This is a genomic window from Streptomyces sp. NPDC097107 (assembly GCF_044762405.1).
In the GTDB taxonomy this organism is placed as follows: domain Bacteria; phylum Actinomycetota; class Actinomycetes; order Streptomycetales; family Streptomycetaceae; genus Streptomyces; species Streptomyces thinghirensis.
The window spans coordinates 220,262-246,325 of the sequence record NZ_JBIWEF010000006.1 but is presented as its reverse complement, the minus strand read 5'-3'; the positions used below and the strand labels follow the sequence as shown (position 1 = coordinate 246,325).

Genomic DNA, 26,064 nt, shown 5'->3' with positions numbered 1-26,064 from the left:
GCCTCTCGATGCCGTGTTGCAACGGCACCCCCTGACACGAGCCACTGGGACGCCATGCAGATCCAAGACCTTCCGTTTCCCGACCCGGGCGTGCCGGACGCGCGCTCGGGGCCCCGTTTTCTGTGGTGGCTGTTCCGCAACCAGCTGGGTGGACAACTCAAGTCGCTGGCCTGGGGCCTGCTGCACTTCGCCTCCGTCTCCGCCCTGCCGTTCTGCGTCGGTCTCGCCATCCAGGCCGTCGTCGACCGTTCCGGCACCCGGCTGGCCCTCGCGGGCGGCATCATGGTGCTTTGCTGCGCCGGGAACGCGATCGGCGACACCTTCCTGCACCGCGCCGCCGTCACCAACTGGATCACCGCCGCGGCCCGCGTCCAGCAGTTACTGGCCCGCAAGACCGCGCTGCTGGGCTCGGCGCTGACCCGGCGCGTCGCGGCCGGCGAGGTCGTGGCCGTATCCACCGGCGACGTCGAGAAGATCGGCTGGTTCGTGGAGGCCGTCTCCCGCTTCACCGCGGCGGCACTGACCATCGTGCTGGTCTGCGTGGCCCTGGTCGTCTACGAGCCGGCGCTCGGCGTCGTCGTGATCCTGGGCCTGCCGGTGCTTGCCCTCGCGGTACTGCCCCTGCTGCCCCGGGCCACCCGGCGGGCCGACGTCCAGCGCGAGAAGGCGGGCCGCGCCACCGAACTGGCCTCGGACACCGTCGCTGGGCTGCGCGTGCTTCGCGGTATCGGTGGTGAGGAACTCTTTCTCGACCGCTACCGCAGCGCCTCCCAGGAGGTGCGCCACGCTGCCGTGCGCAGCGCCCGCATGTGGTCCCTGATCTCCGCGATCCAGGTGATGCTGCCGGGTCTGCTGCTGATCGCGGTGGTGTGGCACGGCGTCCACCTGGCCCGCGAGGGCCGCATCGGCGTCGGTGAACTCGTCACGGTCTACAGCTCCGTAATGATCCTCACCTACCCGCTCAGGCACTTCGAGGAGATCGCCATGGCGTACTCCTTCTCCCGGCCATCGGCCAAGCGGGCCGCACGGGTGCTGGCGCTGGAACGGGCCACCGACACCGCGGGGTCGCGCGCCGCCGAGGTCCCGACCGGGGACCTGTACGACCCCACCACCGGTCTCCTCGCCCCGGCGGGCCGGTTCACCGCCGTGGTGTGCGGCGACCCCGACGAGGCCGGGCTACTGGCGGAACGGCTCGGGGGGCACCCGTCGGAGGAGGGCACGTCGGCCCTGCTGGGCGGGGTGCCGCTCGACGAACTGCCGCTGAAATCCGCGCGCACCGCCGTCCTGGTCCAGGACAAGGACCCGGTACTGCTCTCCGGCACACTGCGTGAGCTGCTCGACGTGCCCGCTTCCGGTGCGGTCGGCGCCCAGGACGCGCTGGCCGCCGCCCAGTGCGACGACGTACTGGCGGCACTCGCACAGGGATCACTCGGCGCCGACGATCCGATGGACGCCCGCATCACCGAGCGGGGCCGCTCGCTGTCGGGCGGCCAGCGCCAACGACTGGCGCTGGCCCGGTCCCTGATCACCGACCCGGAAGCACTCGTCCTCGACGAACCTACCTCCGCCGTGGACTCGCACACCGAGGCACGGATCGCACAGGGGGTGCGTACCCTGCGCGCCGGACGCACCACGGTGGTGTTCACCTCGTCTCCGCTGCTGCTGGACCGCGCGGACCGGATCGTGTTCCTGCACGACGGCGAGGTGGCGGCGGTGGGCGCGCACCGGGAACTGCTGCACACCGAGCCCCGGTACCGGGCGGTGGTGACCCGCGAGACCGACGAGGAGACCGCGACACCCGGGGACACGACGCACGGGGCCGGGACGCACGGGGACACGACGCACGGGGCCGGGACGCACGGGGACACGACGCACGGGGCCGGGACGCACGGGGACACGACGCACGGGGACACGACGCACGGGGCCGGGACGCACGGGGCCGGGACACCGGCCGGGGGCCGGCCGGCCAAGGCCGTGGGCATGACCCTGGACGACGACGTCCTCGGCAACGACGACGTACTGCACCGACTGGAAGAGATCGAGGAGACGGCATGATCGGCGTCGCGCCACCGTCGTACGACCCGGCGGCCCCCACGACGGCGAGCACCCTGCCCGTCGGCGCGCCCGCGACCGTACGCGCGTACGCGGGAGAACTGCTGCGCCGGCACCGCCGTGCGTTCCTCTTCCTCGTCAGCGTCAACACCGTCGCCGTGATCGCCTCGATGGCGGGTCCCTACCTGCTGGGCGGGCTCGTGGAACGGGTCTCGGACGACGAGCGCGAGCTGCACCTCGGCCTCACGGCCACAATTTTCGTGCTCGCGCTCGCCGTCCAGGCCGTGTTCGTGCGGGAGGTTCGGCTGCGCGGGGCCATGCTCGGCGAGCGGATGCTGGCCGATCTGCGCGAGGACTTCCTCGTGCGGTCGGTGGGACTGCCGCCCGGCGTGCTGGAACGGGCCGGCACGGGCGACCTGCTCTCCCGGATCACGACCGACATCGACCGGCTCGCCAACGCCATGCGCGAGGCGGTGCCCCAGCTGGCGATCGGCGTGGTATGGGTGGTGCTGCTGCTCGGCGGGCTCGTGATCACGGCTCCGCCGCTGGCGCCCGCGGTGCTCATCGCGGTACCGCTGCTGGTGATCGGCTGCCGCTGGTACTTCCGGCGGGCACCCTCCGCCTACCGCTCGGAGGCCGCCGGGTACGCCGCCGTGGCCGCGGCGCTCGCCGAGACCGTGGACGCCGGGCGCACCGTCGAGTCGCACCGCCTGGACGCCCGTCGCATCGAGTTGTCGGAGCGCCGGGTCAAGGAGTGGACGGCCTGGGAGCGCTACACACTCTGGCTGCGGTCGGTGCTCTTCCCGGTCGTCAACGTCACCCATGTGACCGTGCTCGCCTCCGTTCTGCTGATCGGCGGTGTGTTCGTCCTGCAGGGCTGGATCGGGGTCGGTCAGCTGACCACCGCGGCGCTGATCGCGCAGATGCTCGTCGACCCGGTCGGCATCATCCTGCGCTGGTACGACGAGCTCCAGGTGGCGCAGGTGTCCCTGGCCCGGCTGGTGGGTGTGCGGGACATCGAGCCGGACGCCGGTGACCCTTCGCTGGCTCCCGACGGACGGCACGTGCACGCCGACCACGTGCACTTCGGGTACGTCCAGGGAGTGGACGTCCTGCGCAAGGTGTCGCTGGAGGTCCCGCCCGGCACGAGGCTCGCCCTGGTCGGCCCCTCCGGTGCCGGCAAGTCCACCCTGGGCAGGCTGCTGGCCGGCATCTACGGTCCCCGCGAAGGCCGGATCACCCTGGGCGGGGCGGAGCTGTCCCGGATGTCCGCCGAACGGGTCCGCTCGCACGTCGCCCTCGTCAACCAGGAGCACCACGTCTTCGTGGGCTCCCTGCGCGACAACCTCCGCCTCGCCCGGACCGGCGCCACCGACGCCGAGCTGTGGGCGGCGCTGGGCGCGGTCGACGCGGACGACTGGTCCCGCGCTCTCGGCGGGGGCCTGGACACCGAGGTCGGCTCGGGCGGCTTCGCGCTCACCCCCGCCCAGGCCCAGCAGATCGCGCTGGCCCGTCTGGTGCTGGCCGACCCGCACACCCTGGTACTGGACGAGGCGACGTCCCTGCTCGACCCACGGGCCGCTCGCCACCTCGAACGGTCCCTGGCCAGGGTCCTGGACGGCCGCACGGTGGTCGCGATCGCCCACCGCCTGCACACCGCTCACGACGCGGACGTCATCGCCGTCGTCGAGCAGGGCCGGATCAGCGAGCTGGGAAGCCACGACGAGCTCGTCGCGGCGGACGGCGCCTACGCGGCGCTGTGGCGGTCGTGGCACGGGTGACCCCGCAGACCCCCGGTGGCACCCGACCGGGGGTCGGAGGGAGCAGACCGGGGGCCGGACGGGTCCGGCCGGGGCTCGGTCGGGTCCGGCCGGGGCTCGGCCGGGTCCGGCCGGGGCTCGGCCGGGTCCGGCCGGGGCTCGGCACGGTTCCTCCCGCCGGCAGGCCGGGGCGGGCCTCCGGTGGGCCCGGTGGGTCGAGGGTGCCCTGGGGCGCCTGTCGACGGCCGTGCCGTTGCGCGGTCCCGAACGGGAGTGGAAGTCTGGGAGGAGGCACCGGCTCGGGGTAGGCCCACGAACCGTGCGGTTCCGAGAGGGGTGACGCCTGTGCCCCGTGCAGCGGCGGCCCGCCGCGGTCCACGGCGAGAAGGGGCCCGTCCCCACCCCCTGGAGGTACCCGTGAACAGCGCCGACGGATGGGGAGACGACGTCTACCAGCCCGACGGATCCGAGCAGCGGGAGGACACCGGTCTGCTCGACGGCGAGGACACACTCGAGTACGACGGCGTCACCGATCCTCTTGACCGGGGCTGGTCCCCGCCCGAGCGCCCCTGGGCAGTGGAGCACACGGGTGTGACGGCCGCCGAACGGCACCGTGGCGAGACGCTGGAGCAGCGGCTCGCCGAGGAACGAGCGGATGTGCTCGCACCCGACGGCGACGGACTGGGCGACTCCGAGGGCACCGACGGGGAACTGCTGGACAACGAGGTCGGCGCGGACCGTTCCGGCCGGCTCGTGGCACCCGACGAGGGGGCGCACGAGGACGAGGAGCCGGCGCTGGTCGCCATGGACGTGGGCATCGACGGCGCCGCCTCCTCCGCGGAGGAGGCGGCGATGCACGTCGTCGACGAGGACTCCCTGCCCGGCTGACGCCCCCCATGACGGCCTTCGCGTGCCGTCATCCCGATGATCCGCGCCGTATGAGGAGCAACCATGCAGCAGGACAAGCATCCCGACTACCGGCCCATGGTCTTCCGCGACCGCGGCGCCGGGTACGCCTTCCTCACCCGGTCCACCGCGACCAGCGACCAGACCATCGCGTGGGACGACGGTGAGACCTACCCGGTGGTGGACGTGGAGATCTCCTCGGAGAGCCACCCCTTCTACACGGGCAAGGCTCGGACGGTGGACTCGGAAGGGCGTGTCGCCCGCTTCGAGCGGCGCTACGGCCAAGGCGAGGGGCAGGGTGCCGACGGGACCGGCTGAGGGGGCCGGACCTCTTTCGGCCCTCAGATGAAGTTGAGTGCCGCCGCGCCGCCCACTCCCCCGAGGAGCATGAACGCCGGCATCAGTACCTTCAGCTCCACCCAGCTGCCCGCCCGGAACCGCATGGCCTTCGGCGGGCCGATGGGATACCAGCGCTTGCGGCCCACGGGTATCGGCCAGAGTACGGGGCAGCCCGAGACGGTCAGCGCGTCCCCGATGTCGTGCACCAGCGCGCCCAGCACGATCGGCAGCCCAAGCCACAGGTACTCCTGGCCCGGTGCGGTGAACAGCCAGTCCGCGCCCCCGTCCGGCCTGTCCAGTATCCCGGCGAGGATCCACGCGCTGGTGCCGGCCAGAAGCCACACCAGTACGTCGCTGCTGGAGCCGCGGGTAGCCCGCCAGAGCAGACCCTCGATCGCGAGCACCATGTGCACGAAGAGGATCGCCAGGACCGCCCAGCGGCCACCCGTGATGGCCAGGGCCGAAGTGCCACCGCCGATCAGGACCGCCCACAGCCAGGTGTGCGTCAGCGTGCGGTGCCCGCCGGAGCGGCGCGGGTCGCCCTGCTTCTTGGTGGCCTTGTAGACGGCGTACGACAACTTGTCGACGATTTCGCACAGCCCCCGCGAGACCGGTCCGAAGGCCCGGGAGATGGTGGCCGCCTTGTGGTCGAGATCCGGGGCGAGCGCCGCTCCGGCACAGATCAGGGCTCCGGCGAGCAGCACCGGCCAGGGCATCGAATGCCCTGCGGCGGCGGTCGCCGCCCCTACGCCGAGCCACGCCGCGGCGCCCGACAGTGAGTGCGCTGGTCCCATCATCGCCGTTGCCCGCCCCATTCCTAGTGTGCCGCTGTGCAGTTGTCCGGGTCCGCTGATGCCTCATCGGCGACCCAGCGTAGCGTTCGTGATCTTCACGCGAACAGCCGATTCCCCCATCACGGCCGAGGCCAGGCAAGATGGGTGCGTGACCCTCATCGATCAGCTGCCGCGGACCGCCGACCCCGATGCCCTGTACGAAGCCTTCGAGGCATGGGCCCAGGAGCGCGGTCTCACGCTCTACCCTCATCAGGAGGAGGCGCTGATCGAGGCGGTCTCCGGCGCGAACGTGATCGTGTCGACGCCCACCGGCTCCGGCAAGAGCATGATCGCGGCGGGCGCCCACTTCGCCGCTCTCGCCCGGGACGAGGTCACCTTCTACACGGCTCCGATCAAGGCGCTGGTGTCGGAGAAGTTCTTCGAGCTGTGCAAGATCTTCGGTACCGAGAACGTCGGCATGCTGACCGGCGATGCCTCGGTGAACTCCGACGCCCCCGTCATCTGCTGCACCGCCGAGGTCCTGGCGTCGATCGCGCTGCGTGACGGCAAACACGCGGACATCGGCCAGGTCGTCATGGACGAGTTCCACTTCTACGCGGAGCCGGACCGCGGCTGGGCGTGGCAGATCCCCCTGCTGGAACTGCCGCAGGCCCAGTTCGTCCTGATGTCGGCAACGCTCGGTGACGTCTCCTTCTTCGAGAAGGACCTCGCGCGCCGCACCGGCCGCCCCACAGCGGTGGTCCGCTCGGCGACCCGGCCCGTCCCCCTCTCCTACGAGTTCCGCTACACCCCGCTCACGGAGACGCTCACCGATCTGCTGGCGGCCCGGCAGGCTCCCGTCTACATCGTGCACTTCACGCAGGCGCAGGCCGTGGAGCGGGCGCAGGCGCTGATGAGCATCAACATGTGCACGCGGGAGGAGAAGGAGCGGATCGCCGAGCTGATCGGCAACTTCCGCTTCACCACGAAGTTCGGCCGCAATCTCTCCCGCTACGTCCGGCACGGCATCGGTGTCCACCACGCCGGCATGCTGCCCAAGTACCGGCGGCTGGTGGAGAAGCTCGCGCAGGCCGGCCTGCTGAAGGTGATCTGCGGAACGGACACACTCGGCGTGGGCGTCAACGTCCCCATCCGGACCGTGCTGTTCACGGCGCTGACCAAGTACGACGGCACGCGGGTGCGCACGCTGCGGGCCCGGGAGTTCCACCAGATCGCCGGCCGGGCCGGGCGTGCGGGGTTCGACACGGAGGGATTCGTCGTCGCCCAGGCGCCCGAGCACGTCGTCGAGAACGAGAAGGCGCTCGCCAAGGCGGGCGACGACCCGAAGAAGCGGCGCAAGGTCGTCCGCAAGAAGGCGCCCGAGGGCTTCGTGGCCTGGTCGGAGAGCACGTTCGACAAGCTCATCACCTCCGAGCCGGAGCCGCTGTCGTCCCGTTTCCGGGTCACGCACACCATGCTGCTGTCGGTGATCGCCCGGCCCGGCGACGCCTTCAAGGCGATGCGGCACCTGCTGGAGGACAACCACGAGCCGCGCAAGCAACAGCTCCGGCACATCCGGCGGGCGATCGCCATCTACCGCTCGCTGCTGGGCGGCGGCATCGTCGAAAAGCTCGACCAGCCCGACGCCGAGGGCCGCATCGTACGTCTCACGGTGGACCTGCAGCAGGACTTCGCGCTGAACCAGCCGCTGTCCACGTTCGCCCTGGCCGCCTTCGAGCTGCTGGACCCGGAGTCGCCGTCGTACGCGCTGGACATGGTGTCGGTCGTGGAGTCCACCCTGGACGACCCGCGGCAGATCCTCGCCGCCCAGCAGAACAAGGCGCGCGGTGAGGCCGTGGCCGCGATGAAGGCGGACGGCGTCGAGTACGAGGAGCGCATGGAGCGCCTCCAGGACATCACGTACCCGAAGCCCCTGGAGGAGCTGCTCTTCCACGCCTACGACACCTACCGCATGAGCCACCCGTGGGTCGGTGACCATCCGCTGTCCCCGAAGTCGGTCATCCGGGACATGTACGAGCGGGCGCTGACCTTCACGGAGCTGGTCTCCCACTACGAACTGGCCCGCACCGAGGGCATCGTGCTGCGCTACCTGGCGAGCGCCTACAAGGCCCTCGACCACACCGTTCCGGACGACCTGAAGTCCGACGACCTGCAGGACCTGATCGAGTGGCTCGGTGAGATGGTGCGCCAGGTCGACTCCAGCCTGCTGGACGAGTGGGAGCAGCTCGCCAACCCGGCGGAGATGACCGCCGAGGAGGCGCAGGAGAAGGCCGACCAGGTGCGGCCGGTCACCGCCAACGCGCGCGCGTTCCGTGTCCTGGTGCGCAACGCCATGTTCCGCCGGGTCGAGCTCGCCGCCCTCGACCAGGTCGACGCGCTGGGCGAGATGGACGCCGACGCCGGCTGGGACGCCGACGCGTGGGGCGAGGCCATGGACAAGTACTGGGACGAGTACGAGGACCTCGGCACCGGTCCGGACGCCCGCGGCCCCAAGCTGCTGGTGATCGAGGAGGAGCCGCAGAACGGCCTGTGGCGCGTACGCCAGATCTTCGACGCCCCGAACGACGACCACGACTGGGGCATCAGCGCGGAGGTCGACCTCACGGCCTCCGACGCGGAGGGCCGGGCGGTCGTCCGCGTCACCGATGTCGGCCAGCTGTGAACACAGGAGAATCCCACCCATGACGAATCCGGCCGAGAGCCTCGTCGCCCTGCTCGACCTGGAGCAGATCGAGGTCAACATCTTCCGTGGCCGCAGCCCCGAGGAGTCGCTGCAGCGGGTCTTCGGCGGCCAGGTGGCCGGCCAGGCGCTGGTCGCCGCGGGCCGCACCACTGAGGGCGACCGCCCGGTGCACTCGCTGCACGCGTACTTCCTGCGCCCGGGACGCCCGGGAGTGCCGATCGTGTACCAGGTCGAACGGGACCGGGACGGGCGGTCGTTCACGACCCGCCGGGTCACCGCGGTGCAGCAGGGCCGCACGATCTTCACGCTCACCGCCTCCTTTCACAAGCCTGAGCAGGGAAGTTTCGAGCACCAGTTGCCTCCGGCGCGCAAGGTCCCGGATCCCGAGTCCCTGCCGACGGTCACCGACGAGGTGCGGGAGCACCTGGGCGCACTGCCGGAGCAGTTCGAGCGGATGGCCCGCCGCCAGCCCTTCGACATCCGCTACGTGGACCGGCTGCGCTGGAGCGCCGAGGAGGTCCAGGGTGCCGAGCCCCGCAGCGCGGTGTGGATGCGCGCGGTGGGCCCGCTCGGCGACGACCCGCTCGTGCACACCTGCGCCCTGACCTACGCCAGTGACATGACCCTCCTGGACGCCGTGCGCATTCCGGTCGAGCCGCTGTGGGGCCCGCGGGGCTTCGACATGGCATCGCTGGACCACGCCATGTGGTTCCACCGGCCGTTCCGCGCGGACGAGTGGTTCCTGTACGACCAGGAGTCGCCGATCGCGACCGGTGGACGGGGCCTGGCGCGGGGCCGGATCTATGACGCGGAGGGGCGCATGCTGGTGTCCGTCGTCCAGGAAGGGCTGTTCCGAACCCTGTAGGTCAGGAGTCTCTGCGCCACAGCCGGCCCAGCAGGCCGCGGAACCGTCCGGGTTCGTCGGCCTCGTGCGGCATGGGTTCCCGGACCGGTGGGGGCGGCAGGGGGCGAAGGGCCGGGCGTGGCGCCGGACGCTGCCCGCGTGCGGCTTCCACCGCGCCCGCCAGGTCCGTGCGGAGCCAGTCGATCTCATCCGGGTCTGCCGCCGTCATGATCTCCTCGGCGAGCTGCGCGGCCGGAGAGCCGGGCGAACCGTGCGCGGGCGGCACCGGGCGCAACCGGTTCAGGTAGGAGCGCTCGTAGGGGTCCCGGACGACTGCGGAGACCTCGACCGGGTCGAGCACTGACGCGACGGCCGCGGCCCGGGCCCACGGCTCGTCGGCCTGGCGGAGCAGGAACCCCAGGTGTCGTCCCCTCCAGTTACGGGGACGCAGGTCCAGGCCCTCCGTCAGCTGGTCCCGCAGGCCCTGGGGCGTACGGCCCTTCAGCAGCGCGGCATTCCTCTCGTCGGTCGCGAACTGCCGTAGCTCGTCGGCCGGATACAGCCAGACGACGGCGCGATAGCGGTTGACGTAAAATTTCACGGGCACCAGGAGCCCCAGTCGCGCCAGGCGGGTGAACCGGGCCCTGGGCACTTCCATGACGGCGGCGCCTTCCATGGTCCCGACGGCGCGGACGCTGTCCCTCAGCGCCTCGGGGAAGCCCTCCCCCGCCCGGATCCGTTCGATCTCGTCGCGCGCGACGCGTCGGCCAACTCCTCCCTCGTCGGGTACGGTGCGGATGCGCCCGAGGTGTACGGCGAGGTCGAACTCACTGCGCCTGAGACCCAGTTCTCGTGCCGCGCGGTTCGGGGCGAGCGAGGGGTCGTGGTTGGCGCCGCGGGTGGTGCCGCGGGTGGTGCCGATCTGCTCGGCAGTGGTCGTGATCTTGTGCGTGATGGTGTTCCCGGACATGGTCTTCTCCCCCGTGGAGTGTGCGGCCGGTGCTGTCCGCGCCCGCCTGACACAAGACCGTAGCCGCTGCCGCGAGATCCGTGGCAGGCCTGTGGAAAACTCCGCAGCCGCCTCCACGAAAGTGTGGAAAGCCCAGGTCAGAGGTCTTTGGGTGATATCCGGCCCGGCTGTCGCGCGTCGACGTCGAGGTGCTCACCGACCCGGTTCACGAGCAGGGTCATCTCGTACGCGATCTGCCCGATGTCGGTCTCCGCGCCGCTGAGCACGCACAGGCAACTACCCGAGCCCGCCGCGGTGACGAACAGTACGGCGTCGTCGAACTCGATCATCGTCTGTCGTACCTGACCCGCGCCGAAGTGGCGGCCCGAGCCCTTGGCCAGGCTGTGCAGACCGGACGAGACGGCGGCGAGGTGCTCGGCGTCCTCGCGTCGCAGACCCGTACTCGCCCCGGTCACCAGCCCGTCGTTGGAAAGGACCAGCGCGTGCCGGACGTGTTCGACGCGCTCGGTCAGGTCGTCCAGCAGCCAGCCAAGTCCCTGGTTCTGCACCATGGTCCGGTCTCCCCGTGTTGTCCCCGTGTGCATGCTCTCCTCCTGGCCGGAGGATCTGCCCGCCAGCCTTCACCACGCTTGTGCTCCGGGCAAGGAGGATGGGGGCATGGCACAGAAGATGACCGACGAGGAATGGCGGGCGTTCGTCTCGGACGGCACCCGCACCGGCAAGCTCTCGACCGTTCGCGCGGACGGCAGCCCGCATGTGGCACCGATCTGGTTCCTGCTGGACGGGGACGACGTGGTGTTCAACACCGGCAAGGAGACCGTGAAGGGGCGCAATCTGGCCCGCGACGGCCGGGTCGCCCTGTGCGTGGACGACGACCGGCCGCCCTTCGACTTCGTCGTGCTGCAGGGGCGCGCACGGATCTCGGAGGACCTGGACGAACTCCGGCACTGGGCCGCCAGGATCGGGGCCCGGTACATGGGCGAGGAGCGCGCCGAGGAGTTCGGGGCCCGCAACGGCGTTCCGGGCGAGCTCCTCGTCCGCGTCACCGTGGACAAGGCCCTGGCTCAGAAGTCCGTCGCGGACTGAGGCGTCCTCCGGCCGGAGGCCCGCGGTTCGGACCGGGTCGGCTCGGACCGGGTCGGCTCGGACCGGGTCGGACCGGACCAGGTCGGACCGGACCAGGTCGGACCGGACCGGGACCGGGACCGGACCAGTCAGCGTACGGAGTCGAGCAGCCGCACGGTGTGCATCCGTCCGGCGTACTCGACGAGCCGGATCAGCACCTCCTTCCCCGAGTCGCGGTCCCGGACGTCGCACAGCACTACGGGCGTTCCCGGGTCGAGGTCGAGGGCCCGCAGAACGTTCTGGGCGTCGTAGCGGCGCGCTCCCTTGAAGCAGTTGACGGCCACCACGAACGGGATGCGCCGGTGCTCGAAGTAGTCGACCGCCGGGAAACAGTCCGCCAGGCGCCGGGTGTCCGCGAGGACGACGGCACCGAGTGCGCCCTGCGAGAGTTCGTCCCACAGAAACCAGAAGCGGTCCTGGCCCGGTGTGCCGAAGAGGTACAGGGAGAGGCCGGACCTGATGGTGATGCGCCCGAAGTCCATGGCGACGGTCGTGGTGACCTTGCGGTCGATGCCGTCGGTGTCGTCCACCAGCCGCCCGGCCTCGCTGAGCATTTTCTCCGTGCGCAGCGGCCTGATCTCGCTGACCGCGCCCACCAAGGTGGTTTTGCCCACGCCGAATCCTCCGGCGACCAGGATCTTCAACGCCAGCGCGGTCGTGTCACCGTCCGTGGCGTCGGAGTGCTCGAAGACCATCGATCACTCCTCTCGGTCCGGGTGGTCGTGAACGTGACTGCCGGTCATGGCCTTTCGGCCTCCTTTACAGTGCGCGGAGTCCGTCGATCACTTCGCGCAGAACCCGTTCGTCGGGCAGTTGGGCGGGCGGTACGGGACGACTGACGGTCACGGAGCCGAGTTCCACCAGGTCGCCGAGGAGCACCCTCACCACGCCCACGGGCAGATCCGCGTCCGCGGCGAGTTCGGCGACCGACTGGGTCTCCGTGCGGCAGAGATCGATCAGGGTCCGGTGCTCCGGTCCGAGCGCGGTGTCGTCGGTTCCCGGCGCGTCAGGGGCTCGTGCGACGAGGGCGATCAGGTCGAACCGGACCCCCGTGGGACCGGGCCGGGTGCGTCCGCCTGTCATCGCGTAGGGCCGGACGAGGGGCCCGGCCTCGTTGTCGTACCACTGGCTGCCCGGCCGCTCCCGGCCGCCGCCCGTGGTGTCCTCGGTCATCCGCGCGGCCCTCCCGGGTCATCCGTCGGCGGGCGGCCGCGCGGTGCTGCGCGGCGCGGTGTGGAGGTGCTCGCCCACGCGTCTGACCAGCCGTGCCATCTCGTAGGCCACCAGGCCGACGTCGGCGGTCACGGCGGTGAGGACGGCGAGGCAGGAGCCGTCGCCCGCGGCGGCCACGAACAGGAAGCCGTCGTCCATCTCCACCATGGTCTGGCGCACGCCCCCGGCACCGAAGTGCCGGCCCGCGCCCTTGGCCAGGCCGTGAAAGCCGGAGGCTACCGCTGCCAGGTGTTCGGCGTCATCACGGCCGAGCCCGGTCGACGCGCCCACGGCGAGTCCGTCGTTCGACAGCACCACGGCGTGCCGTACTTCGCTCACGCATACGACGAGGTCGTCCAGCAGCCAGTCGAGTTCGCGGGTCCGACGGGCGCTCCCGGTGCCGGGGGTGTGGATCATGCTGGGTCTCCTTCATTGCTGTTGCCGCCGGCCGGCGCATCCGGCGGTGCTCCGCGGCCGGGTCGCCGGCCACCACCGCGCGACCAGCCGGCGCGGTATGCGGCCATGCGGTCCCGTACGACTTCGGGAGTGCGCTTGTCGTCTCCGGGCGGTGGGGGCGGCCGCGCGGGGTCGGCGGGGCGCCCGTCGCGCAGTTGGGGAGCGAGACTGGCCTGCCGCACGCGACGAGGAAGGTCGTCGGACTCCCCGGCCGCGTGCGCCAGACCGGGGCCTTCGAACCCCTCGGTCGCGTGCGGCAGGTCGCGGCCGTCAGACCCACCCGCCACGTGCGGCAGACCGGGGCCGTCGAACACCTCGGTCGCGTGCGGCAGAACGGGGCCGTCAGACCTCCCGGCGGCGTGCGGCAGGTCGCGGCCGGCGGCCTTCGTGGCGGCGTCAGGGAGTCGGTGCAGGCGCAAGGCTGGGGCTCCTGGCGGCCGACCGGGCGCCGTGGTCTGTGCCGCCGCCGGTACGGAGGCCGTCAGCGCCGGCCGGTCGGCCGACGCGGGGACTGGCTCCTGGTGCGGGGCGGCGCCTGGCACACGCGCGTACCGGCGCTCTTCGGGCCGTGGTGCCTCGCCTGACGTCCCGGGGGAATGGTCCGCCGTCCCGTTGTGCAGGAGTGCGGTGGGCAGGAGGACGACGGCAGTGGTGCCCCCGTAGGGCGAGGTCTTGAGGTGCACCTTGATGTCGTGCCGGGCGGCGAGCCGGCTGACCACGAACAGGCCGAGCCGGTCGCTGTCGAACAGGTCGAGTGTTTCGGACCGCGCGATGCGGTGGTTGGCCTCGGCGAGCGTGTCCTTGCCCATGCCGAGCCCTCGGTCCTCGACCTCGATCGCGTAGCCCTTGCCGACGGGTTCTCCGGTGACACGCACACGCGTGTGGGGTGGCGAGAACTGGGCCGCGTTCTCGATGATCTCGGCCACGAGGTGGGTGAGGTCGGCGACGGCGGCGCCGATCACGGACGCCTCGGGAAGCTGCCGTACCTCCACGCGCGCGTAGTCCTCGACCTCGGAGACCGCCGCTCGAATCACGTTCGTCAGGGAGACCGGCATGCGCCAGGCCCGCCCGGGTGCCGCGCCGGAGAGGATGATCAGGCTTTCGGCGTGGCGCCGCATACGGGTGGTGAGGTGGTCGAGGCGGAAGAGGTCGCTCAGTTCGTTCGGGTCGTCGGAGCGGCGTTCCATACTGTCCAGCAGATTCAGCTGACGGTGGACGAGGACCTGGCTGCGGCGCGCCAGGTTCACGAAGACCCCGGAGATGCCGCTGGCGAGTTCGGCGCGCTCCACCGCGGCCCGCAGGGCGGCCCGGTGCACGGTGTCCAGTGCCTCGGCGACCTGGCCGGCCTCGTCCTCGGCGGGCGGCCCCGGTGGAGCCTCGGACCGGACGTCGATCTCCTCCCCCGTGCGCAGTCCGCGCATGGCCTCGGGGAGTTTGCGGCGGGCGATCTCCAGGGCGCTGTTGCGCAGGCTCACCAGCTCGACCACGAGGCCGCGGCCGATGCGGACGGAGATGACGAGCGACGCGGCGACGGCCAGGAGGCCGAAGAGGACCGCGGCCCCGGCCGGAGTGATCACGCCGCGCGTGAACGGGTCGGCCCGGTCGGCGACTTGGCGCCCGGCTTCCTCTTCGATCGCCCGCATGCCGTCCCGCACGCGCGCGTGGGCGTCGTCCCACGTGGGCCGCGGTGCCGCTGCCTCGACCGCCCGGCCCCCGGGTGTGTGGGCCAGCAGCCTGTCCTCGGCCGCCGCCACGGTGACGTAGGCGCCGCTGCCGGCGAGGTCCCGCCAGGCTGCGCGTTCGTAGCCGCGCAGGTCGGCGACGGCGGACTCGGTGAGGGTCCTGCGTCTGTCGACGGCGCCGGTGAACAGCCGCAGCCGCTCACCGCCGAGTCCGTCGGCGAGGCGGGCCCCGGCGAGCAGGGCATCCTCCTGGGCCAGTGCCTCACCCGCGCGGGCGAACTCGACCAGCACGCGCGCGTCGGAACCCAGATCGGCGTCCTGGATACCGCTCAGCGCGCCGCCCACCCGGAAGGCCGCCGAGATGGTCGTCGTGTACTGGCGGTAGGCCTCCTCCCAGTCCGCGCGGCGGTCGATGACGGCGGACCGCAGCGTTGCCAGCCGTTCGGCGCCGGTGACGAAAGCTTCCAGGCGCCGGGCCACACCGGCGGGCAGTTCCTCGCTGTCGGCGACGGTGTGGCGGTCGCCCAACCGCAGCTTCCCGACGGCGCGGTCGGTGCGTGCGGACAGCTCCCGGTAATCGCCGCCCGGCACCGCCGACCGGTCGGTGGCGTGGCGGACGGCCGCGACCCGCTCGGCCTGCAGGGCGGCGACGGCGGCGCTCACCGGAGCGCGGACCTGGACGTCCACGCGCTGCACCTGCCGCAGCCGGGAGATGTCCTGGGCGGTCGTGACGGTGGCGTACGCCCACAGGGCCAGCAGGGAGACGACGGGCACCATCAGCAGGCTGACGATCCTGGCGCGCACGGTGCGGGGCCGTATTCGCCTGCGCCACGCGCGCGCGGCGGACGCGTGCGGTGCCTCGCCCGTGGGCTTCGCCGGGCCCTCGTCGGCCGGTGGTCCGGCGTGCGCGCGGCGGCCGCGCACGGGTGGCTGGTGCGGCGTCTCGGCGCCGGCTGCGGGGGTCGTACGGGGTGTGCGCATGGCCTCCTCGCTCGGTACGGGGTCGGTGCGTTGTCGCCGGGCCGCTGACGGCCGGGCCCGCCGTCACCGGGCGGTGCTTCCTACGGGCTGCTGGGCCGAGGCGGACGCCTCGCGCTCCCCCGCCGTCGGCGACAGCGCGACGAAGGCCGAGGTCAGGAAGAGGTAGGACCCGAGGCCGACGGCGAGGGGGAAGATGAACTGCATCGCCGTGGCCCCGGGCAGCGCCTCGCCGGAGGGCGTGACACGCACGCTCACCGCGCACATTCCGGTGTAGTGCATGCTGCTCACCGCCGCTCCCATGATCAGCGAGGCGAGCGCCACCGCGAGGGGCGATTCGATGTTGAGCCCAGCCCACAGGGCCGCCGTGGCGGCGGCGACGGCGATGAGCACGGAGAGCCCGACGCGCATCGGGTCGTAGCTCACGTCACCGTGCAGGCGCACGGCCGCCATGCCGAGGTAGTGCATGCTCGCGACACCGAGCCCGGTGGTGAGTCCGCCGAGCAGGAGTGCTCGGCCGCGCTCGCGGCCGTAGCCGACCGCGAAGACGCCGGCGCATACGACGATCATGGCGACGAGCAGACTCGTGAGGGTGAGCGGCACGTCGTAGCGGATGTCGGTGCCGCTGACCCGGAAGCCGAGCATGGCGACGAAGTGCATCGTCCAGATGCCGGTGCCGATCGCCGATGCCGCGGTGAGAAGCCAGTTGCGGCGCGCGCTCCCGGTGGCGGCGAGGGCCCGCACGGTGCAGCGCAGCCCGAGGGCTGCGCCGGTACAGGCCATCGCGTACGACAGCGCGGGGGTCAGCCAGCCAAGGGCGGCGTGGTCCAGGTGTCCCATGGCCCCGGGACGCTAGTCCCGGCAAGGGCGCACAGCGGGGGCGCATTTCGAAAGATGTTGCTATCTGACGCAGGTAAGCGCTGGGACGACCGCGTCATGCTCGAACGTGTGCGCTGCGGCATCCTCTGTGGCATTGAGGGTGTGTCATTGAGGGATCATGCGGAGCATGAGCGACGACCACACGCACGTCCAGGAGTTCTTCGGCGCCCGTGCCGCCGACTGGGACAGCCGGTTCCCCGACGACGGCCCCGCATACGCGGCCGCGGTCGCCGCGCTGGGGCTGCGGGAGGGGGATCATGTGCTCGACGCGGGCTGCGGCACGGGGCGGGCCCTGCCTGCCTTGCGGGCGGCCGTGGGACCGTCGGGCCTGGTTGTCGGGGCCGATCTGACGCCCGCCATGCTCCAGGCCGCCGTACGGGCCGGGAGGGGCCGTGACGGACGCTTGCTGCTGACCGACGTCGCCGCGCTGCCGCTGCGGTCGCGGACGCTGGACGCCGTGCTCGCGGCGGGCCTCGTGGCTCACCTGCCCGATCCCGCCGGTAGCCTCCGGGAGTTGGCGCGCGTCGTGCGCCCCGGCGGTGTGCTGGCGCTGTTCCATCCGATCGGCAGAACGGCGCTCGCGGCACGGCAGGGGCGGCGGATCACGCCGACCGACCTGCGCGCCGAGCCCAACCTCCGGCCGTTGCTCGCCGGTTCCGGATGGCGCATGACGTCGTACGTCGACGAGGAGGACCGCTTCCTGGCTCTGGCCGTGCGCGAGGACTGACCGCTCGCGTCCGGTGCGGCCATCCGACCATCGCGCGAGCCGCCTCGAGGGCTGGACTCAACTCGCCGCGCGGGACGATCGGTTCACTCGACGGCTGACGTGTCGATGTGGCGGACCGGACAGCCCCGCAGGCCGGGGACTGGGCGGGTGCCCAGCTCGGCCAGCCGGTAGCCGTTCGGGTAGCCCTTGATCTCCCAGTTCTGCCGGGCGTGGTGCGGAGCGCGCCTCGGCGGCATCAAGCGGACCGCGCGGCCGCGCAGTCGCACCGCGCGGCGTACCAGCGTGCGGGTGGCGGGGCTCGGCGGCGTGTACCGGAAAGCCCGCAGGAGGGGCTCGTCGAGCAGGGCGAGGATCCCGGTGCGCAGAACCGGAGCGAGGGGGCTCGGATACCAGGAGGCCATGAGGTCGAGTGTCGCGTCGGAGACCCGGCGCGCACTTTCGTCCCAGGCGAAGTGGGCCTCCTCATAGGCGTCGAGGCAGGCTTCGAACTCCTCGTAGGACTCGGGGATGCCCTTGATGCCCATGTGCCGTCCCAGCGTGCGGTAGTGGACGGCGGACGCGATGGTCTCGTGGCGCGACATCCTGCGCCATCCGTAGGCGTCGATCCAGCGTTTGGGGGTCACGACGAACGTGCACAGGACGTACCGCATGTCGTCGTTGCTGATGTCGTAACTGCGGTGCATCTGGTTGACGCGCCGGATGGCCGTGCGGCCCTGCTCGCTGCCGAAGCCGTGCTCGACGACGGCGTCCAGAAGCAGCGCCGTGTCGTCGTACCGCTTCTGCGCCCGGTCCGTGAACTCCGCCGTCTCGGCCAGTAGCCGGCCGATGCTCGGAACGGCATACGTGCGGTAGAGCGCCAGCTCGAGAGCGCGGCTGAAGTCCCACGGGAACTCGTAGGCCGAGGCCAGCCGATAAATCTCCGACGCGTCCCTGTGAGGGTCCATCCGCCGGATCTGTGTCAGCCGTTCGAAGCGCTTCACCGTGGCCGTCCCCTTCTGCCGTCGAAGCTTCAACTCTACGTTGAGTGTCGTGAGATGCACGATCGGCCATGGCTACCGGCAGGGGAGGGGTGATCCGCTTGTTCGGCAGGATCCACGAGGCCTGGGACAGATCTCGCGCCGCTCGGCGCACGGAGGGGAGAACGGGAGGGGAGCAGCGCTCGCACAATCTGTTCGAGGCCGCCGCCGAGTACGTCTCGGCGTGCGCGGACGACGACCAGGAGCGGATCGACGAGGCGGCGGGCTGGGTGTCGCCGGAGGCCCTTTCGTTCGGGGTGAACGAGTTGGCGTGCCGGGCGGTGATCGCGCTCGCGCGGGAGCGCGACGAGTCGCCGCGGGACGTGGCGCGTGCCCTCCTTGGGCTGCCCGCGGTCTGACCCCGCCCGTCCGTCACAAGCGGGCGATTCGCCCCGTCCAGCCGGAAAACTGCAGCTCGGGTGCGTCTGGGAGTCGTGACAAGGGCTTCCCCGGCGCACTAGGGTGCGCGCCATTGGACGAACCGATGGGGAGGCTGGGATGGCCGGGACGGACGAGGGCGCCGTCGCCGCCGAGGACGATGCGCTCTATGTGCTCACGGCGGTGCTGCTGACGCCGGCGAAGTTTCCGAGTGTGCTGGGCGACGACTATCCGGAGGCGTGCCGGGCGCTCGGTCTGCCACCGCTGGCGGACGGCTACGGCCTGGTACTCGGCCAGGACGGTGACGGCGCCCGGTGGACCGTCGTCGTGGACGACGTCTCGCTGGTGGCCGTCGCCGTGGCCTCCTGGGACTGCGGCATGGAGTACGACCTGTCGCCGGACGAGCGTACGGTCGTCGCCGCGCTGCCCGGCTGGCCCCTGGCGGTCGCCGTGGCGGCCCCCGGCGTGCCCGCGCCGCACGATCCCGACGTTGAGTCCGCCGACCAGCCGGCGCTGTCGCCACCGGACACTACGGTGTGGGGGCCCGCGCAGCGGCGTCTGGGAGCCGACGAGATCGCCGCGCAGTGGGCGCAGTGGCGGGAGCAGATCGACGACGCGGACTTCCCGGTGGCGGGGGGCGACGCCGGGTCCGTGGACGACGCGCCGGGAGACGTCGCGGAAGAGGACTCGGGCGCCGGGGAGGGCGCGGGGACCGACGCCACGAACGAGGCCGGTACAGCGGACGCCGGAGCCGGTGCTACGGACGCCAGCGACGGGTCCTCCGGACACGGCGGTGTCCGGCGGGTGCTCGCGGAGGCCCGCGCCTATGTCGACACGCCCCCGCCGCTCGGCCGGGTCCGGTCCTCTTTCGCGCCGGGGGACGCCCGGACACTGCGTGCCGACGGCCCCGGTTGGTCGCTGGTCGCCAGAACCGACGACATCGCTTTCATCCTGCTCGACGAGGAACCCGGTGAGGTCCTGCCCGTGGGGCGGGGACCGTCGTTGCCCGGGCTCCTGGAGGCGCTCGACAAGATGGCCGTAAGGCCGAACTGACCCGAGGACACCGAGACCCGTTTCCGCTGGAATCGGGCGCCCTCAGATGTCTTCAACCTCTATGACCGGCTCTCTTTCCATGTGGCTCCCGCCCATGGAAGAGGTCGTAGCGGACCTGCACGATGGGGCAGCTCTCAGCTCCATTCCCCATCGCGCCTGGAGTCCCTGATGCGTCTGCCCCGTGGTGTTCCGTTCCTCGCCGCCGTCGTGACGGTGGCCTCGCTCATCGGGCCGTCGCCCGTCGCCGCGGCAGCGAGCGACGGAGGGGGGCACTGCGCCCGCCAGGAGCGCGTGCGAGTGCCGGGGGCGGCCCTGCAGCGCAGCGCCTGCCTGGACGATCTGACCACCACCGGGTTGGCGGGCTCCCCCTACACCGACATGGCCGACCAGGCCGGGCTGACGGCCGGCGGCACCAGGACGCCGTCCGGAGTGCCCGGCATACAGGTCGACGGGTACTTTCCGGACTCCTCCCGCTTCAACAACACGCACGGCTGGCGGCACGATGCGCAGTTCGTGATCCGGCTGCCGGACCACTGGAACGGCGGCCTCGTCGTGACGGGAGCGCCGGGCACCCGCAAGCAGTACGCCATGGACAAGGCGATCTCCGACCGGGCCCTCGCGCAGGGGTACGCGTACGCCGCGACCGACAAGGGCAACAGCGGAGCGGACTTCTACCGGGACGGCGTCCGGCCCGGAGACGCGGTCGCCGAGTGGAACGCACGCACCACCCAGCTCACCCGGGCCGCCCGCCGAGTGGCCGCCCAGCGCTACGGGCACGCGCCGCGTCGCACCTACATCGCCGGCCTCTCCAACGGCGGCTATCTCACCCGCTGGCAGCTGGAGAACCACCCGGAGCTGTACGACGGCGGCGTGGACTGGGAGGGGGCGCTGTGGACCGCGAACGGCCCCAGCCTCCTCACATCCCTGCCAGTGACGGTGGCTCGGATGTTCGGCGCGGCACGGGACGAGGAACTGTACGCGGCGGGCTTCGCGCGCGGCTCCGAGTTTCTGTGGCCGTATCACGAGAAGGCCTACTGGGGCTTGACGCAGAAGATCTACCGGGCCGAGTTCGACCCGGCCTACGACCCCGCCTGCCCGGGAGCGACCGCCGGATCCACCCTGGAGGAGATCCTGGCGCCGTGCCGCTCCGACGCCACGTACGACTACGCGGAACGCCCCGCGTCCGTCCACCGCGCGATGGCCCGGGTCGCACTTACGGGGCGCATCGGCAAGCCGCTGATCACCCTGCACGGCGATCTTGACGCGCTGCTGCCCAAGGCCGCCGACTCCGACGTGTACACGCGCATGATCGAAAGGAGGGGGCGAGGCGGGCTGCACCGCTATTACACGGTCGGGGGCGGCACGCACGTCGACGGGCTGTACGACACGCATCCCGACAGGCTGCGGCCGATCCTGCCCTGCTTCCGATCGGCCTTCGACGCGCTGACCGCCTGGGTGGAGCAGGGCGCCACGCCACCCGCGGACCACACGATCGACAGGCCCGCGAACGGCGACGTGATCAACTCCTGCGCATTTACCGAAACGGCCGGGTCCGCCGAGACGTCCGAGACTCTCGAGACCGCCGAGTCACCTGAGACTCGACGTTAGCGCCTCAACGGCCGATCTCCTTGCGCGTGGCGCGGCGCAGCCTGCGCCGCTGCCCGGGGTCCAGGGTGAGGTACGCGGCGGTCGGGACTCCCAGCACTATGAGCAGGGCGGCCCACCAGGGCAGCCAGATCAGCAGGATGAGCCCGACCGCCACGCCCCCCGCTGCGACTTTGGCGTTCTTCGACATCGTGTCGCCTCCTTCGCGGCCACTGCCGCTCTCTCTCCTGAAAACGGGCCCACGCTCCCGGCAGTTCCGTAGCGCGACCCTGAAACGTCCCTGAGACCGGACCCTTAGGCACCCCTGAGAACGCGCCGGCGACTCCCTTCGAAGAGAGCACCTCTTCATCTGCATGGTGACCCACACCACAGCCCGGCCGCACCCCCCAGCCTCGGGAATCATGTAAAGTCAGCGACCGCGACCCCACTAGTCAAGTTTGAGGAATACGTCATCGTTGCGCAGACCGGTTTCCCGGCCCCACCCTCCGACATCGCCGAACTCGCCCACTGCTGTGCTGTTTTCGTGCCCGGGGAACCCGCCAGGACCGGCAGAGTGGTGTTCTGGCGGCCCGACGGCGAGGCCCCTGCGGCCGTGGCGTCGGGGACCACGGAGAACCTGACGGTCGCACTCCCCCACGGTGATGGCGTGGGGCCGGTCGGCGTGCCCGCGGTGCTGCTGCCGGTGCGGACGGCCCTGCCGCTTCTCACGCGCGCGCGTGAGAGCGCGGACGGCCACCGGGCAACCGTGTTCTGGGGCACGGTCGCCGTCGAGGCACTGCACCTGGTGGCACGCGGCCTGCTGCTGCCCGGCCTGTCCGAGGCCGACCAGGACGCCTGGCGCACGGGCCCGCTCGGCCCGGAGGAGACCGAACGGATCCGCCATCTCGCCGCCGCCATGCCGCCCGAGGCGCACGCTGTCCCGGTCGACGACACCGGCCCCCTGCGGCTGCCCGACCCTGAGCGGCTGGTGCGTGCCTTCCTGGATGCGGTCGCCGACACGTTGCCCCGCTCCCCCGCCGCCGAACTCGTGGCCGCCGGCCCCGCCTACGCCTCGCGGGAGCCGCAGCGGATGCCCGAACTGCGCGAGTGGGCGGCCGATGTCGCCGCCGGGCACGACGCGGGAGTACGGCTGTCGCTGCGGGTCGAGGTACGGGGCCTGTCGGCCACGGCTTCCCAGGAGGCCCGACCCGCGCTCCGGGCCGTGCTCCAGGTGCACGGCGTGAGCGATCCCGCGCTCGTCGCGGACACCGCCGAGGTGTGGGCCGGCACTGTGGGCGACGTGTTCGGCACACGCGTGCGCATGGACACCCTGCTCGCGCTCCGCCGTGCGGCACGTGCCTGGCCCGCGCTCACGCCGCTGCTGTCGGCCGCCGTGCCGGACGCCGTCGAACTCGCCGACGAAGAGGTGACCGAGCTCCTCGGAGCGGGCTCCCGAGCACTCGCCGGCGCGGGAGTCGACGTGCACTGGCCGCGGGAGCTGGCCCGTGACCTGACCGCCCGCGCGGAGGTCGGACCGCCCGACGACGAGCCGTCGCCGCCCACGGCCTCGTCGGACACCGGCCCGTCGTTCCTGTCCGCCGACGCGCTGCTCGCCTTCAACTGGTCGTTCGCCCTGGGCGAGCAGCGGCTCACGCGCGAGGAGCTGGATACGCTCGCCGAGGCCAACCGCCCCGTGGTGCGCCTGCGCGACCAGTGGGTCCTCGTGGACCCCGAGGAGGCCCACCGCGTCCGCGCCCGTCAGGACCACAAGGTCACACCCGTCGACGCGCTCGCCGCGGCCCTGACGGGCTCGACGGAGGTCGACGGGCACCGCGTCGAGGTGCGCCCCACGGGATGGCTCGCGGCCCTGCGGGAACGGCTCGCCGACCCCGAGGCACAGGATGCCGTCGCGCAGCCCGCCGCGCTCGACGCCACCCTGCGCGACTACCAGCGACGGGGACTCAACTGGCTGTCCCGCATGACGTCGTTGGGCCTGGGCTGCTGTCTCGCCGACGACATGGGGCTCGGCAAGACCATCACGCTTATCGCCCTGCATCTGCACCGGCAGAGCGACGAGTCCGCCGCCGGACCCACCCTGGTGGTCTGCCCGACCTCACTCATGGGCAACTGGCAGCGCGAGATCGAGCGGTTCGCACCCGGCGCCCCCGTACGCCGCTTCCACGGCACCCGGCGCGACCTGGAGGGTCTCGCCGACGGCGAGTTCGTGCTCACCACCTACGGCACCATGCGCCTGGACACCGACCGGCTCTCCGCCGTGCCGTGGGGCATGGTCGTGGCGGACGAGGCCCAGCACGTGAAGAACCCGTACTCGGAAACCGCGCGGCGGCTGCGTTCCATCGGCGCACGCGCGCGTGTGGCGCTCACCGGCACCCCGGTGGAGAACAACCTCTCCGAACTGTGGGCGATCCTCGACTGGGCCACGCCGGGGCTGCTGGGCCGGCTCGGTACCTTCCGCAGGCACTACGCACAGGCCGTCGAGGGCGGCCAGGACCCGGCGGCGGCGGAGCGGCTGGCGCGGCTGGTACGGCCGTTCCTGCTGCGACGCCGCAAGTCGGACCCCGGGATCGCGCCGGAGCTGCCGCCGAAGACCGAGACCGACCATCCGGTGTCCCTGACCGCGGAGCAGACGGGGCTGTACGAAGCGGTGGTGCGCGAGGCGCTCACGGAGATCGCCGAGGCCGGCAGCATGGCGCGACGCGGCATGATCGTGAAACTGCTGACGAACCTCAAGCAGATCTGCAACCATCCGGCGCAGTTCCTCAAGGAGGACCGGCCGAGGATCACGCGCCGCTCGGGAAAGCTGGAGCTGCTGGACGAGCTGCTCGACGCCATCCTCGCCGAGGAGGCGAGTGTGCTGGTCTTCACGCAGTACGTGCAGATGGCACGCCTCCTCGAACAGCACCTGGCCGCCCGCGGCGTCGCCTCGCTGTTCCTGCACGGCGGCACGTCCGTCACGGCGCGGGAGGCCATGGTGCGGCGGTTCCAGGACGGTGAGGTCCCGGTCTTCCTGCTGTCGTTGAAGGCGGCGGGCACCGGACTGAACCTCACGCGCGCGGAGCACGTCGTGCACTACGACCGGTGGTGGAACCCGGCTGTCGAGGCACAGGCCTCCGACCGCGCCTACCGCATCGGGCAGACCCGCCCCGTGCAGGTGCACCGGCTGATCGCCGAGGGGACCATCGAGGACCGCATCGCGGCACTGCTGAACCGCAAGCAGGATCTGGCCGACGCGGTGCTGGGAACGGGCGAGTCGGCGCTCACGGAGCTGACGGACGCGGAGCTGGCCGAGCTGGTCGAGCTGCGAGGGGGTACGCGATGACCCGGTACGACGAAGACACGGAACGGACGTTCCCCGCGCTGCCGCCCGCGCACGGACGGGGCTTCGCGCAGACCTGGTGGGGGCAGGCCTGGCTGAAGGCGCTGGAGGACGCGGCCATGGACGCGACGCAGGTGAAGACGGGCCGTCGGCTCGCGCGCGCGGGAGCGGTCGGCGCGGTGTCCGTACGTCCGGGACGCATCACCGCGGTGGTGCACGACCGGGACCGCACGGCGCATCGGGCCGATGTCCTCCTGGAGCAGCTGTCCGACGCGCAGTGGGACCGCTTCGCCGACATGGCCGTCGAGCGGTCCGGGCATGTGGCGGCGCTACTGGACCGCGACATGCCGCCGCACCTCGTGGAGGACGCCGCGAGCGCCGGCATCGACCTGCTGCCGGGCCTGGGCGACTTGGAACCGGAGTGCGACTGCGGCGCCTGGGACCACTGCGGCCACACCGCGGCGCTCTGCTACCAGGTCGCCAGGCTGCTGGACCAGGATCCCTTCGTCCTGCTGCTGATGCGCGGACGGCCGGAGGGCGCCGTACTCGACGCCCTTCAGACGCGCGGCGACACAGCCACGGAGGACGCCGCCTCCCTCCCGGTGGGTGTGGACGCCGCCGAGGCGTACGCGGCGGGGCACCTGCTGCCTCCGCTGCCCGCCCTGCCCGGCCTCATGGAGGGTCCGGGCGTACCGCCGTCGCTGGACACCGAGAGCGCGCCACCTCCGGGCGTCGACCCGGCAGCCCTGGCCTTCCTGGCCTCCCGGGCCGCGGCGGAGGCACACCGCCTGCTCGCCGAGGCGCTGCGGAGCGGACACGGCCGGCAGACGGTGGGCGCGGAACCGACCGCCTCGCAGGATGCGGTGCGCCTGGCCGCCGGCGACCCCGGAGCGGACGTGCTGGAGCGCCTCGGCGACGGCTCGGGGCGCACCCGGGAGGCGCTGGCCGTCGCCGTACGCGCGTGGCGGCTCGGGGGCGGAGCCGCACTGTCGGTGCTCGAGGAGGAGTGGACGGTGGAGGGCGACCCCCTCGCACGCGCGCGTGCGGCGCTGGAATCGGCCTGGGACGAGGACGAACGGCCGTCACTGCGGGCGCGGGCCAACCGGTGGACCGTCGTCGACGCTCCCCACCAGCTCCGCCTGGACCGCGACGGCCGTTGGTGGCCGTACCGCAAGGAGCGCGGCCGCTGGGTCCCCGTGGGCGGCGCTGCCCAGGACCCGGCGACGGCGCTGGCCACGGCGGTACTCGCGGCCGGTGACGAGTGCTGACGTCTGCCCTTGCGCCAGCTG

23 protein-coding genes are annotated in these 26,064 nt (G+C 72.1%); 13 read left to right on the top strand and 10 right to left on the bottom strand.

The genetic code is table 11. The features are described from left to right. The first annotated feature begins 54 nt into the window (after positions 1-54). From ACIQ1J_RS16585 to ACIQ1J_RS16570, 4 genes are all read left to right on the top strand, one after another. A complete protein-coding gene (locus tag ACIQ1J_RS16585; protein ID WP_403557396.1) occupies positions 55-2,055 on the top strand; it encodes an ABC transporter ATP-binding protein in 2,001 nt (666 codons plus the stop codon). Beyond that, positions 2,052-3,833: an ABC transporter ATP-binding protein gene (locus tag ACIQ1J_RS16580; RefSeq protein WP_403557395.1), complete on the top strand. Its 1,782-nt coding sequence runs from the start codon at positions 2,052-2,054 to the stop codon at positions 3,831-3,833. Before ACIQ1J_RS16585 ends, ACIQ1J_RS16580 begins: the two co-directional genes overlap by 4 nt. A 396-nt stretch (positions 3,834-4,229) precedes the next feature. Continuing rightward, positions 4,230-4,700, top strand: a complete 471-nt coding sequence (locus ACIQ1J_RS16575) for a DUF5709 domain-containing protein (RefSeq protein ID WP_403557394.1) — start codon at positions 4,230-4,232, stop codon at positions 4,698-4,700. Between the two features lie 63 nt (positions 4,701-4,763). Then, positions 4,764-5,036 (top strand): type B 50S ribosomal protein L31, encoded by a 273-nt coding sequence (locus ACIQ1J_RS16570; protein ID WP_210959535.1) that lies wholly within the window; start codon positions 4,764-4,766, stop codon positions 5,034-5,036. Between the two features lie 23 nt (positions 5,037-5,059). Here ACIQ1J_RS16570 and ACIQ1J_RS16565 read toward each other — a convergent pair whose 3' ends face one another. After that, complete coding sequence (locus tag ACIQ1J_RS16565; protein ID WP_403557393.1) at positions 5,060-5,854, bottom strand: metal-dependent hydrolase; 795 nt, start codon at positions 5,852-5,854, stop codon at positions 5,060-5,062. Between the two features lie 145 nt (positions 5,855-5,999). Between ACIQ1J_RS16565 and ACIQ1J_RS16560 the strand changes: the two genes are divergently transcribed. Then, complete coding sequence (locus tag ACIQ1J_RS16560) at positions 6,000-8,513, top strand: DEAD/DEAH box helicase (protein WP_403557392.1); 2,514 nt, start codon at positions 6,000-6,002, stop codon at positions 8,511-8,513. A 19-nt stretch (positions 8,514-8,532) separates the two neighbouring features. Beyond that, positions 8,533-9,399: an acyl-CoA thioesterase II gene (locus ACIQ1J_RS16555; RefSeq protein ID WP_210959541.1), complete on the top strand. Its 867-nt coding sequence runs from the start codon at positions 8,533-8,535 to the stop codon at positions 9,397-9,399. A 1-nt stretch (position 9,400) separates the two neighbouring features. Here ACIQ1J_RS16555 and ACIQ1J_RS16550 read toward each other — a convergent pair whose 3' ends face one another. Together ACIQ1J_RS16550 and ACIQ1J_RS16545 are read right to left on the bottom strand one after the other, a co-directional pair. Further along, positions 9,401-10,348: a DUF6397 family protein gene (locus ACIQ1J_RS16550; RefSeq protein ID WP_403557391.1), complete on the bottom strand. Its 948-nt coding sequence runs from the start codon at positions 10,346-10,348 to the stop codon at positions 9,401-9,403. Between the two features lie 137 nt (positions 10,349-10,485). Continuing rightward, positions 10,486-10,899 carry a roadblock/LC7 domain-containing protein gene (locus ACIQ1J_RS16545; protein ID WP_403557390.1) on the bottom strand — a complete coding sequence of 138 codons (414 nt, stop codon included), beginning with the start codon at positions 10,897-10,899 and terminating at the stop codon, positions 10,486-10,488. A gap of 106 nt (positions 10,900-11,005) precedes the next feature. On the opposite strand from ACIQ1J_RS16545, the gene ACIQ1J_RS16540 reads away from it, so the two are divergent. Continuing rightward, a complete protein-coding gene (locus tag ACIQ1J_RS16540) occupies positions 11,006-11,434 on the top strand; it encodes a PPOX class F420-dependent oxidoreductase (RefSeq protein ID WP_210959546.1) in 429 nt (142 codons plus the stop codon). A 128-nt stretch (positions 11,435-11,562) separates the two neighbouring features. Here the strand turns inward: ACIQ1J_RS16540 and ACIQ1J_RS16535 are convergent, their stop codons facing one another. The 5 genes from ACIQ1J_RS16535 to ACIQ1J_RS16515 form a co-directional block, all read right to left on the bottom strand. Beyond that, entirely contained in the window at positions 11,563-12,168 is a 606-nt protein-coding gene (locus ACIQ1J_RS16535) for a GTP-binding protein (protein ID WP_403557389.1), read from the bottom strand. Between the two features lie 64 nt (positions 12,169-12,232). Then, positions 12,233-12,646, bottom strand: a complete 414-nt coding sequence (locus ACIQ1J_RS16530; protein WP_403557388.1) for a DUF742 domain-containing protein — start codon at positions 12,644-12,646, stop codon at positions 12,233-12,235. Between the two features lie 18 nt (positions 12,647-12,664). Beyond that, positions 12,665-13,102, bottom strand: coding sequence for a roadblock/LC7 domain-containing protein (locus ACIQ1J_RS16525; protein ID WP_403557387.1), 438 nt, complete (start codon positions 13,100-13,102; stop codon positions 12,665-12,667). Continuing rightward, positions 13,099-15,804, bottom strand: a complete 2,706-nt coding sequence (locus ACIQ1J_RS16520; protein WP_403557386.1) for a nitrate- and nitrite sensing domain-containing protein — start codon at positions 15,802-15,804, stop codon at positions 13,099-13,101. The genes ACIQ1J_RS16525 and ACIQ1J_RS16520 overlap by 4 nt, the downstream gene beginning before the upstream one ends. A 63-nt stretch (positions 15,805-15,867) precedes the next feature. Further along, positions 15,868-16,641 (bottom strand): MHYT domain-containing protein, encoded by a 774-nt coding sequence (locus tag ACIQ1J_RS16515; protein ID WP_403557385.1) that lies wholly within the window; start codon positions 16,639-16,641, stop codon positions 15,868-15,870. A 166-nt stretch (positions 16,642-16,807) separates the two neighbouring features. Here ACIQ1J_RS16515 and ACIQ1J_RS16510 point away from each other — a divergent pair, with 166 nt between their 5' ends. Beyond that, positions 16,808-17,407, top strand: a complete 600-nt coding sequence (locus tag ACIQ1J_RS16510; protein WP_403557384.1) for a class I SAM-dependent methyltransferase — start codon at positions 16,808-16,810, stop codon at positions 17,405-17,407. 83 nt (positions 17,408-17,490) lie between these two features. Here the strand turns inward: ACIQ1J_RS16510 and ACIQ1J_RS16505 are convergent, their stop codons facing one another. Next, positions 17,491-18,351, bottom strand: coding sequence for an oxygenase MpaB family protein (locus tag ACIQ1J_RS16505; RefSeq protein WP_403557383.1), 861 nt, complete (start codon positions 18,349-18,351; stop codon positions 17,491-17,493). A 104-nt stretch (positions 18,352-18,455) separates the two neighbouring features. Here ACIQ1J_RS16505 and ACIQ1J_RS16500 point away from each other — a divergent pair, with 104 nt between their 5' ends. The 3 genes from ACIQ1J_RS16500 (at position 18,456) to ACIQ1J_RS16490 (ending at position 21,462) form a co-directional block, all read left to right on the top strand. Next, positions 18,456-18,782 carry a hypothetical protein gene (locus ACIQ1J_RS16500; RefSeq protein WP_403557382.1) on the top strand — a complete coding sequence of 109 codons (327 nt, stop codon included), beginning with the start codon at positions 18,456-18,458 and terminating at the stop codon, positions 18,780-18,782. Positions 18,783-18,921: 139 nt separating this feature from the next. Further along, complete coding sequence (locus ACIQ1J_RS16495; RefSeq protein ID WP_403557381.1) at positions 18,922-19,854, top strand: hypothetical protein; 933 nt, start codon at positions 18,922-18,924, stop codon at positions 19,852-19,854. A gap of 168 nt (positions 19,855-20,022) precedes the next feature. Continuing rightward, the gene (locus ACIQ1J_RS16490; RefSeq protein WP_403557380.1) at positions 20,023-21,462 is read left to right on the top strand and encodes a tannase/feruloyl esterase family alpha/beta hydrolase; all 1,440 of its coding nucleotides are present in this window, start codon (positions 20,023-20,025) and stop codon (positions 21,460-21,462) included. A gap of 4 nt (positions 21,463-21,466) precedes the next feature. Here the strand turns inward: ACIQ1J_RS16490 and ACIQ1J_RS16485 are convergent, their stop codons facing one another. After that, positions 21,467-21,649: a hypothetical protein gene (locus ACIQ1J_RS16485; protein WP_210959562.1), complete on the bottom strand. Its 183-nt coding sequence runs from the start codon at positions 21,647-21,649 to the stop codon at positions 21,467-21,469. A gap of 261 nt (positions 21,650-21,910) precedes the next feature. Between ACIQ1J_RS16485 and ACIQ1J_RS16480 the strand changes: the two genes are divergently transcribed. Both ACIQ1J_RS16480 and ACIQ1J_RS16475 read left to right on the top strand, forming a co-directional pair. Next, positions 21,911-24,778, top strand: coding sequence for a DEAD/DEAH box helicase (locus ACIQ1J_RS16480; protein WP_403557608.1), 2,868 nt, complete (start codon positions 21,911-21,913; stop codon positions 24,776-24,778). After that, entirely contained in the window at positions 24,775-26,043 is a 1,269-nt protein-coding gene (locus tag ACIQ1J_RS16475; RefSeq protein WP_403557379.1) for an SWF or SNF family helicase, read from the top strand. Before ACIQ1J_RS16480 ends, ACIQ1J_RS16475 begins: the two co-directional genes overlap by 4 nt. Positions 26,044-26,064 lie beyond the last annotated feature (21 nt).

Coding starts and splice junctions, on each gene's coding strand:
- ACIQ1J_RS16585 (WP_403557396.1), top strand. CDS start 55: ATGCAGATCCAAGACCTTCCGTTTCCCGACCCGGGCGTGCCGGACGCG.
- ACIQ1J_RS16580 (WP_403557395.1), top strand. CDS start 2,052: ATGATCGGCGTCGCGCCACCGTCGTACGACCCGGCGGCCCCCACGACG.
- ACIQ1J_RS16570 (WP_210959535.1), top strand. CDS start 4,764: ATGCAGCAGGACAAGCATCCCGACTACCGGCCCATGGTCTTCCGCGAC.
- ACIQ1J_RS16565 (WP_403557393.1), bottom strand. CDS start 5,854: ATGATGGGACCAGCGCACTCACTGTCGGGCGCCGCGGCGTGGCTCGGC.
- ACIQ1J_RS16555 (WP_210959541.1), top strand. CDS start 8,533: ATGACGAATCCGGCCGAGAGCCTCGTCGCCCTGCTCGACCTGGAGCAG.
- ACIQ1J_RS16550 (WP_403557391.1), bottom strand. CDS start 10,348: ATGTCCGGGAACACCATCACGCACAAGATCACGACCACTGCCGAGCAG.
- ACIQ1J_RS16545 (WP_403557390.1), bottom strand. CDS start 10,899: ATGGTGCAGAACCAGGGACTTGGCTGGCTGCTGGACGACCTGACCGAG.
- ACIQ1J_RS16540 (WP_210959546.1), top strand. CDS start 11,006: ATGGCACAGAAGATGACCGACGAGGAATGGCGGGCGTTCGTCTCGGAC.
- ACIQ1J_RS16535 (WP_403557389.1), bottom strand. CDS start 12,168: ATGGTCTTCGAGCACTCCGACGCCACGGACGGTGACACGACCGCGCTG.
- ACIQ1J_RS16530 (WP_403557388.1), bottom strand. CDS start 12,646: ATGACCGAGGACACCACGGGCGGCGGCCGGGAGCGGCCGGGCAGCCAG.
- ACIQ1J_RS16525 (WP_403557387.1), bottom strand. CDS start 13,102: ATGATCCACACCCCCGGCACCGGGAGCGCCCGTCGGACCCGCGAACTC.
- ACIQ1J_RS16520 (WP_403557386.1), bottom strand. CDS start 15,804: ATGCGCACACCCCGTACGACCCCCGCAGCCGGCGCCGAGACGCCGCAC.
- ACIQ1J_RS16515 (WP_403557385.1), bottom strand. CDS start 16,641: ATGGGACACCTGGACCACGCCGCCCTTGGCTGGCTGACCCCCGCGCTG.
- ACIQ1J_RS16510 (WP_403557384.1), top strand. CDS start 16,808: ATGAGCGACGACCACACGCACGTCCAGGAGTTCTTCGGCGCCCGTGCC.
- ACIQ1J_RS16505 (WP_403557383.1), bottom strand. CDS start 18,351: ATGGACCCTCACAGGGACGCGTCGGAGATTTATCGGCTGGCCTCGGCC.
- ACIQ1J_RS16500 (WP_403557382.1), top strand. CDS start 18,456: ATGGCTACCGGCAGGGGAGGGGTGATCCGCTTGTTCGGCAGGATCCAC.
- ACIQ1J_RS16495 (WP_403557381.1), top strand. CDS start 18,922: ATGGCCGGGACGGACGAGGGCGCCGTCGCCGCCGAGGACGATGCGCTC.
- ACIQ1J_RS16490 (WP_403557380.1), top strand. CDS start 20,023: ATGCGTCTGCCCCGTGGTGTTCCGTTCCTCGCCGCCGTCGTGACGGTG.
- ACIQ1J_RS16485 (WP_210959562.1), bottom strand. CDS start 21,649: ATGTCGAAGAACGCCAAAGTCGCAGCGGGGGGCGTGGCGGTCGGGCTC.
- ACIQ1J_RS16475 (WP_403557379.1), top strand. CDS start 24,775: ATGACCCGGTACGACGAAGACACGGAACGGACGTTCCCCGCGCTGCCG.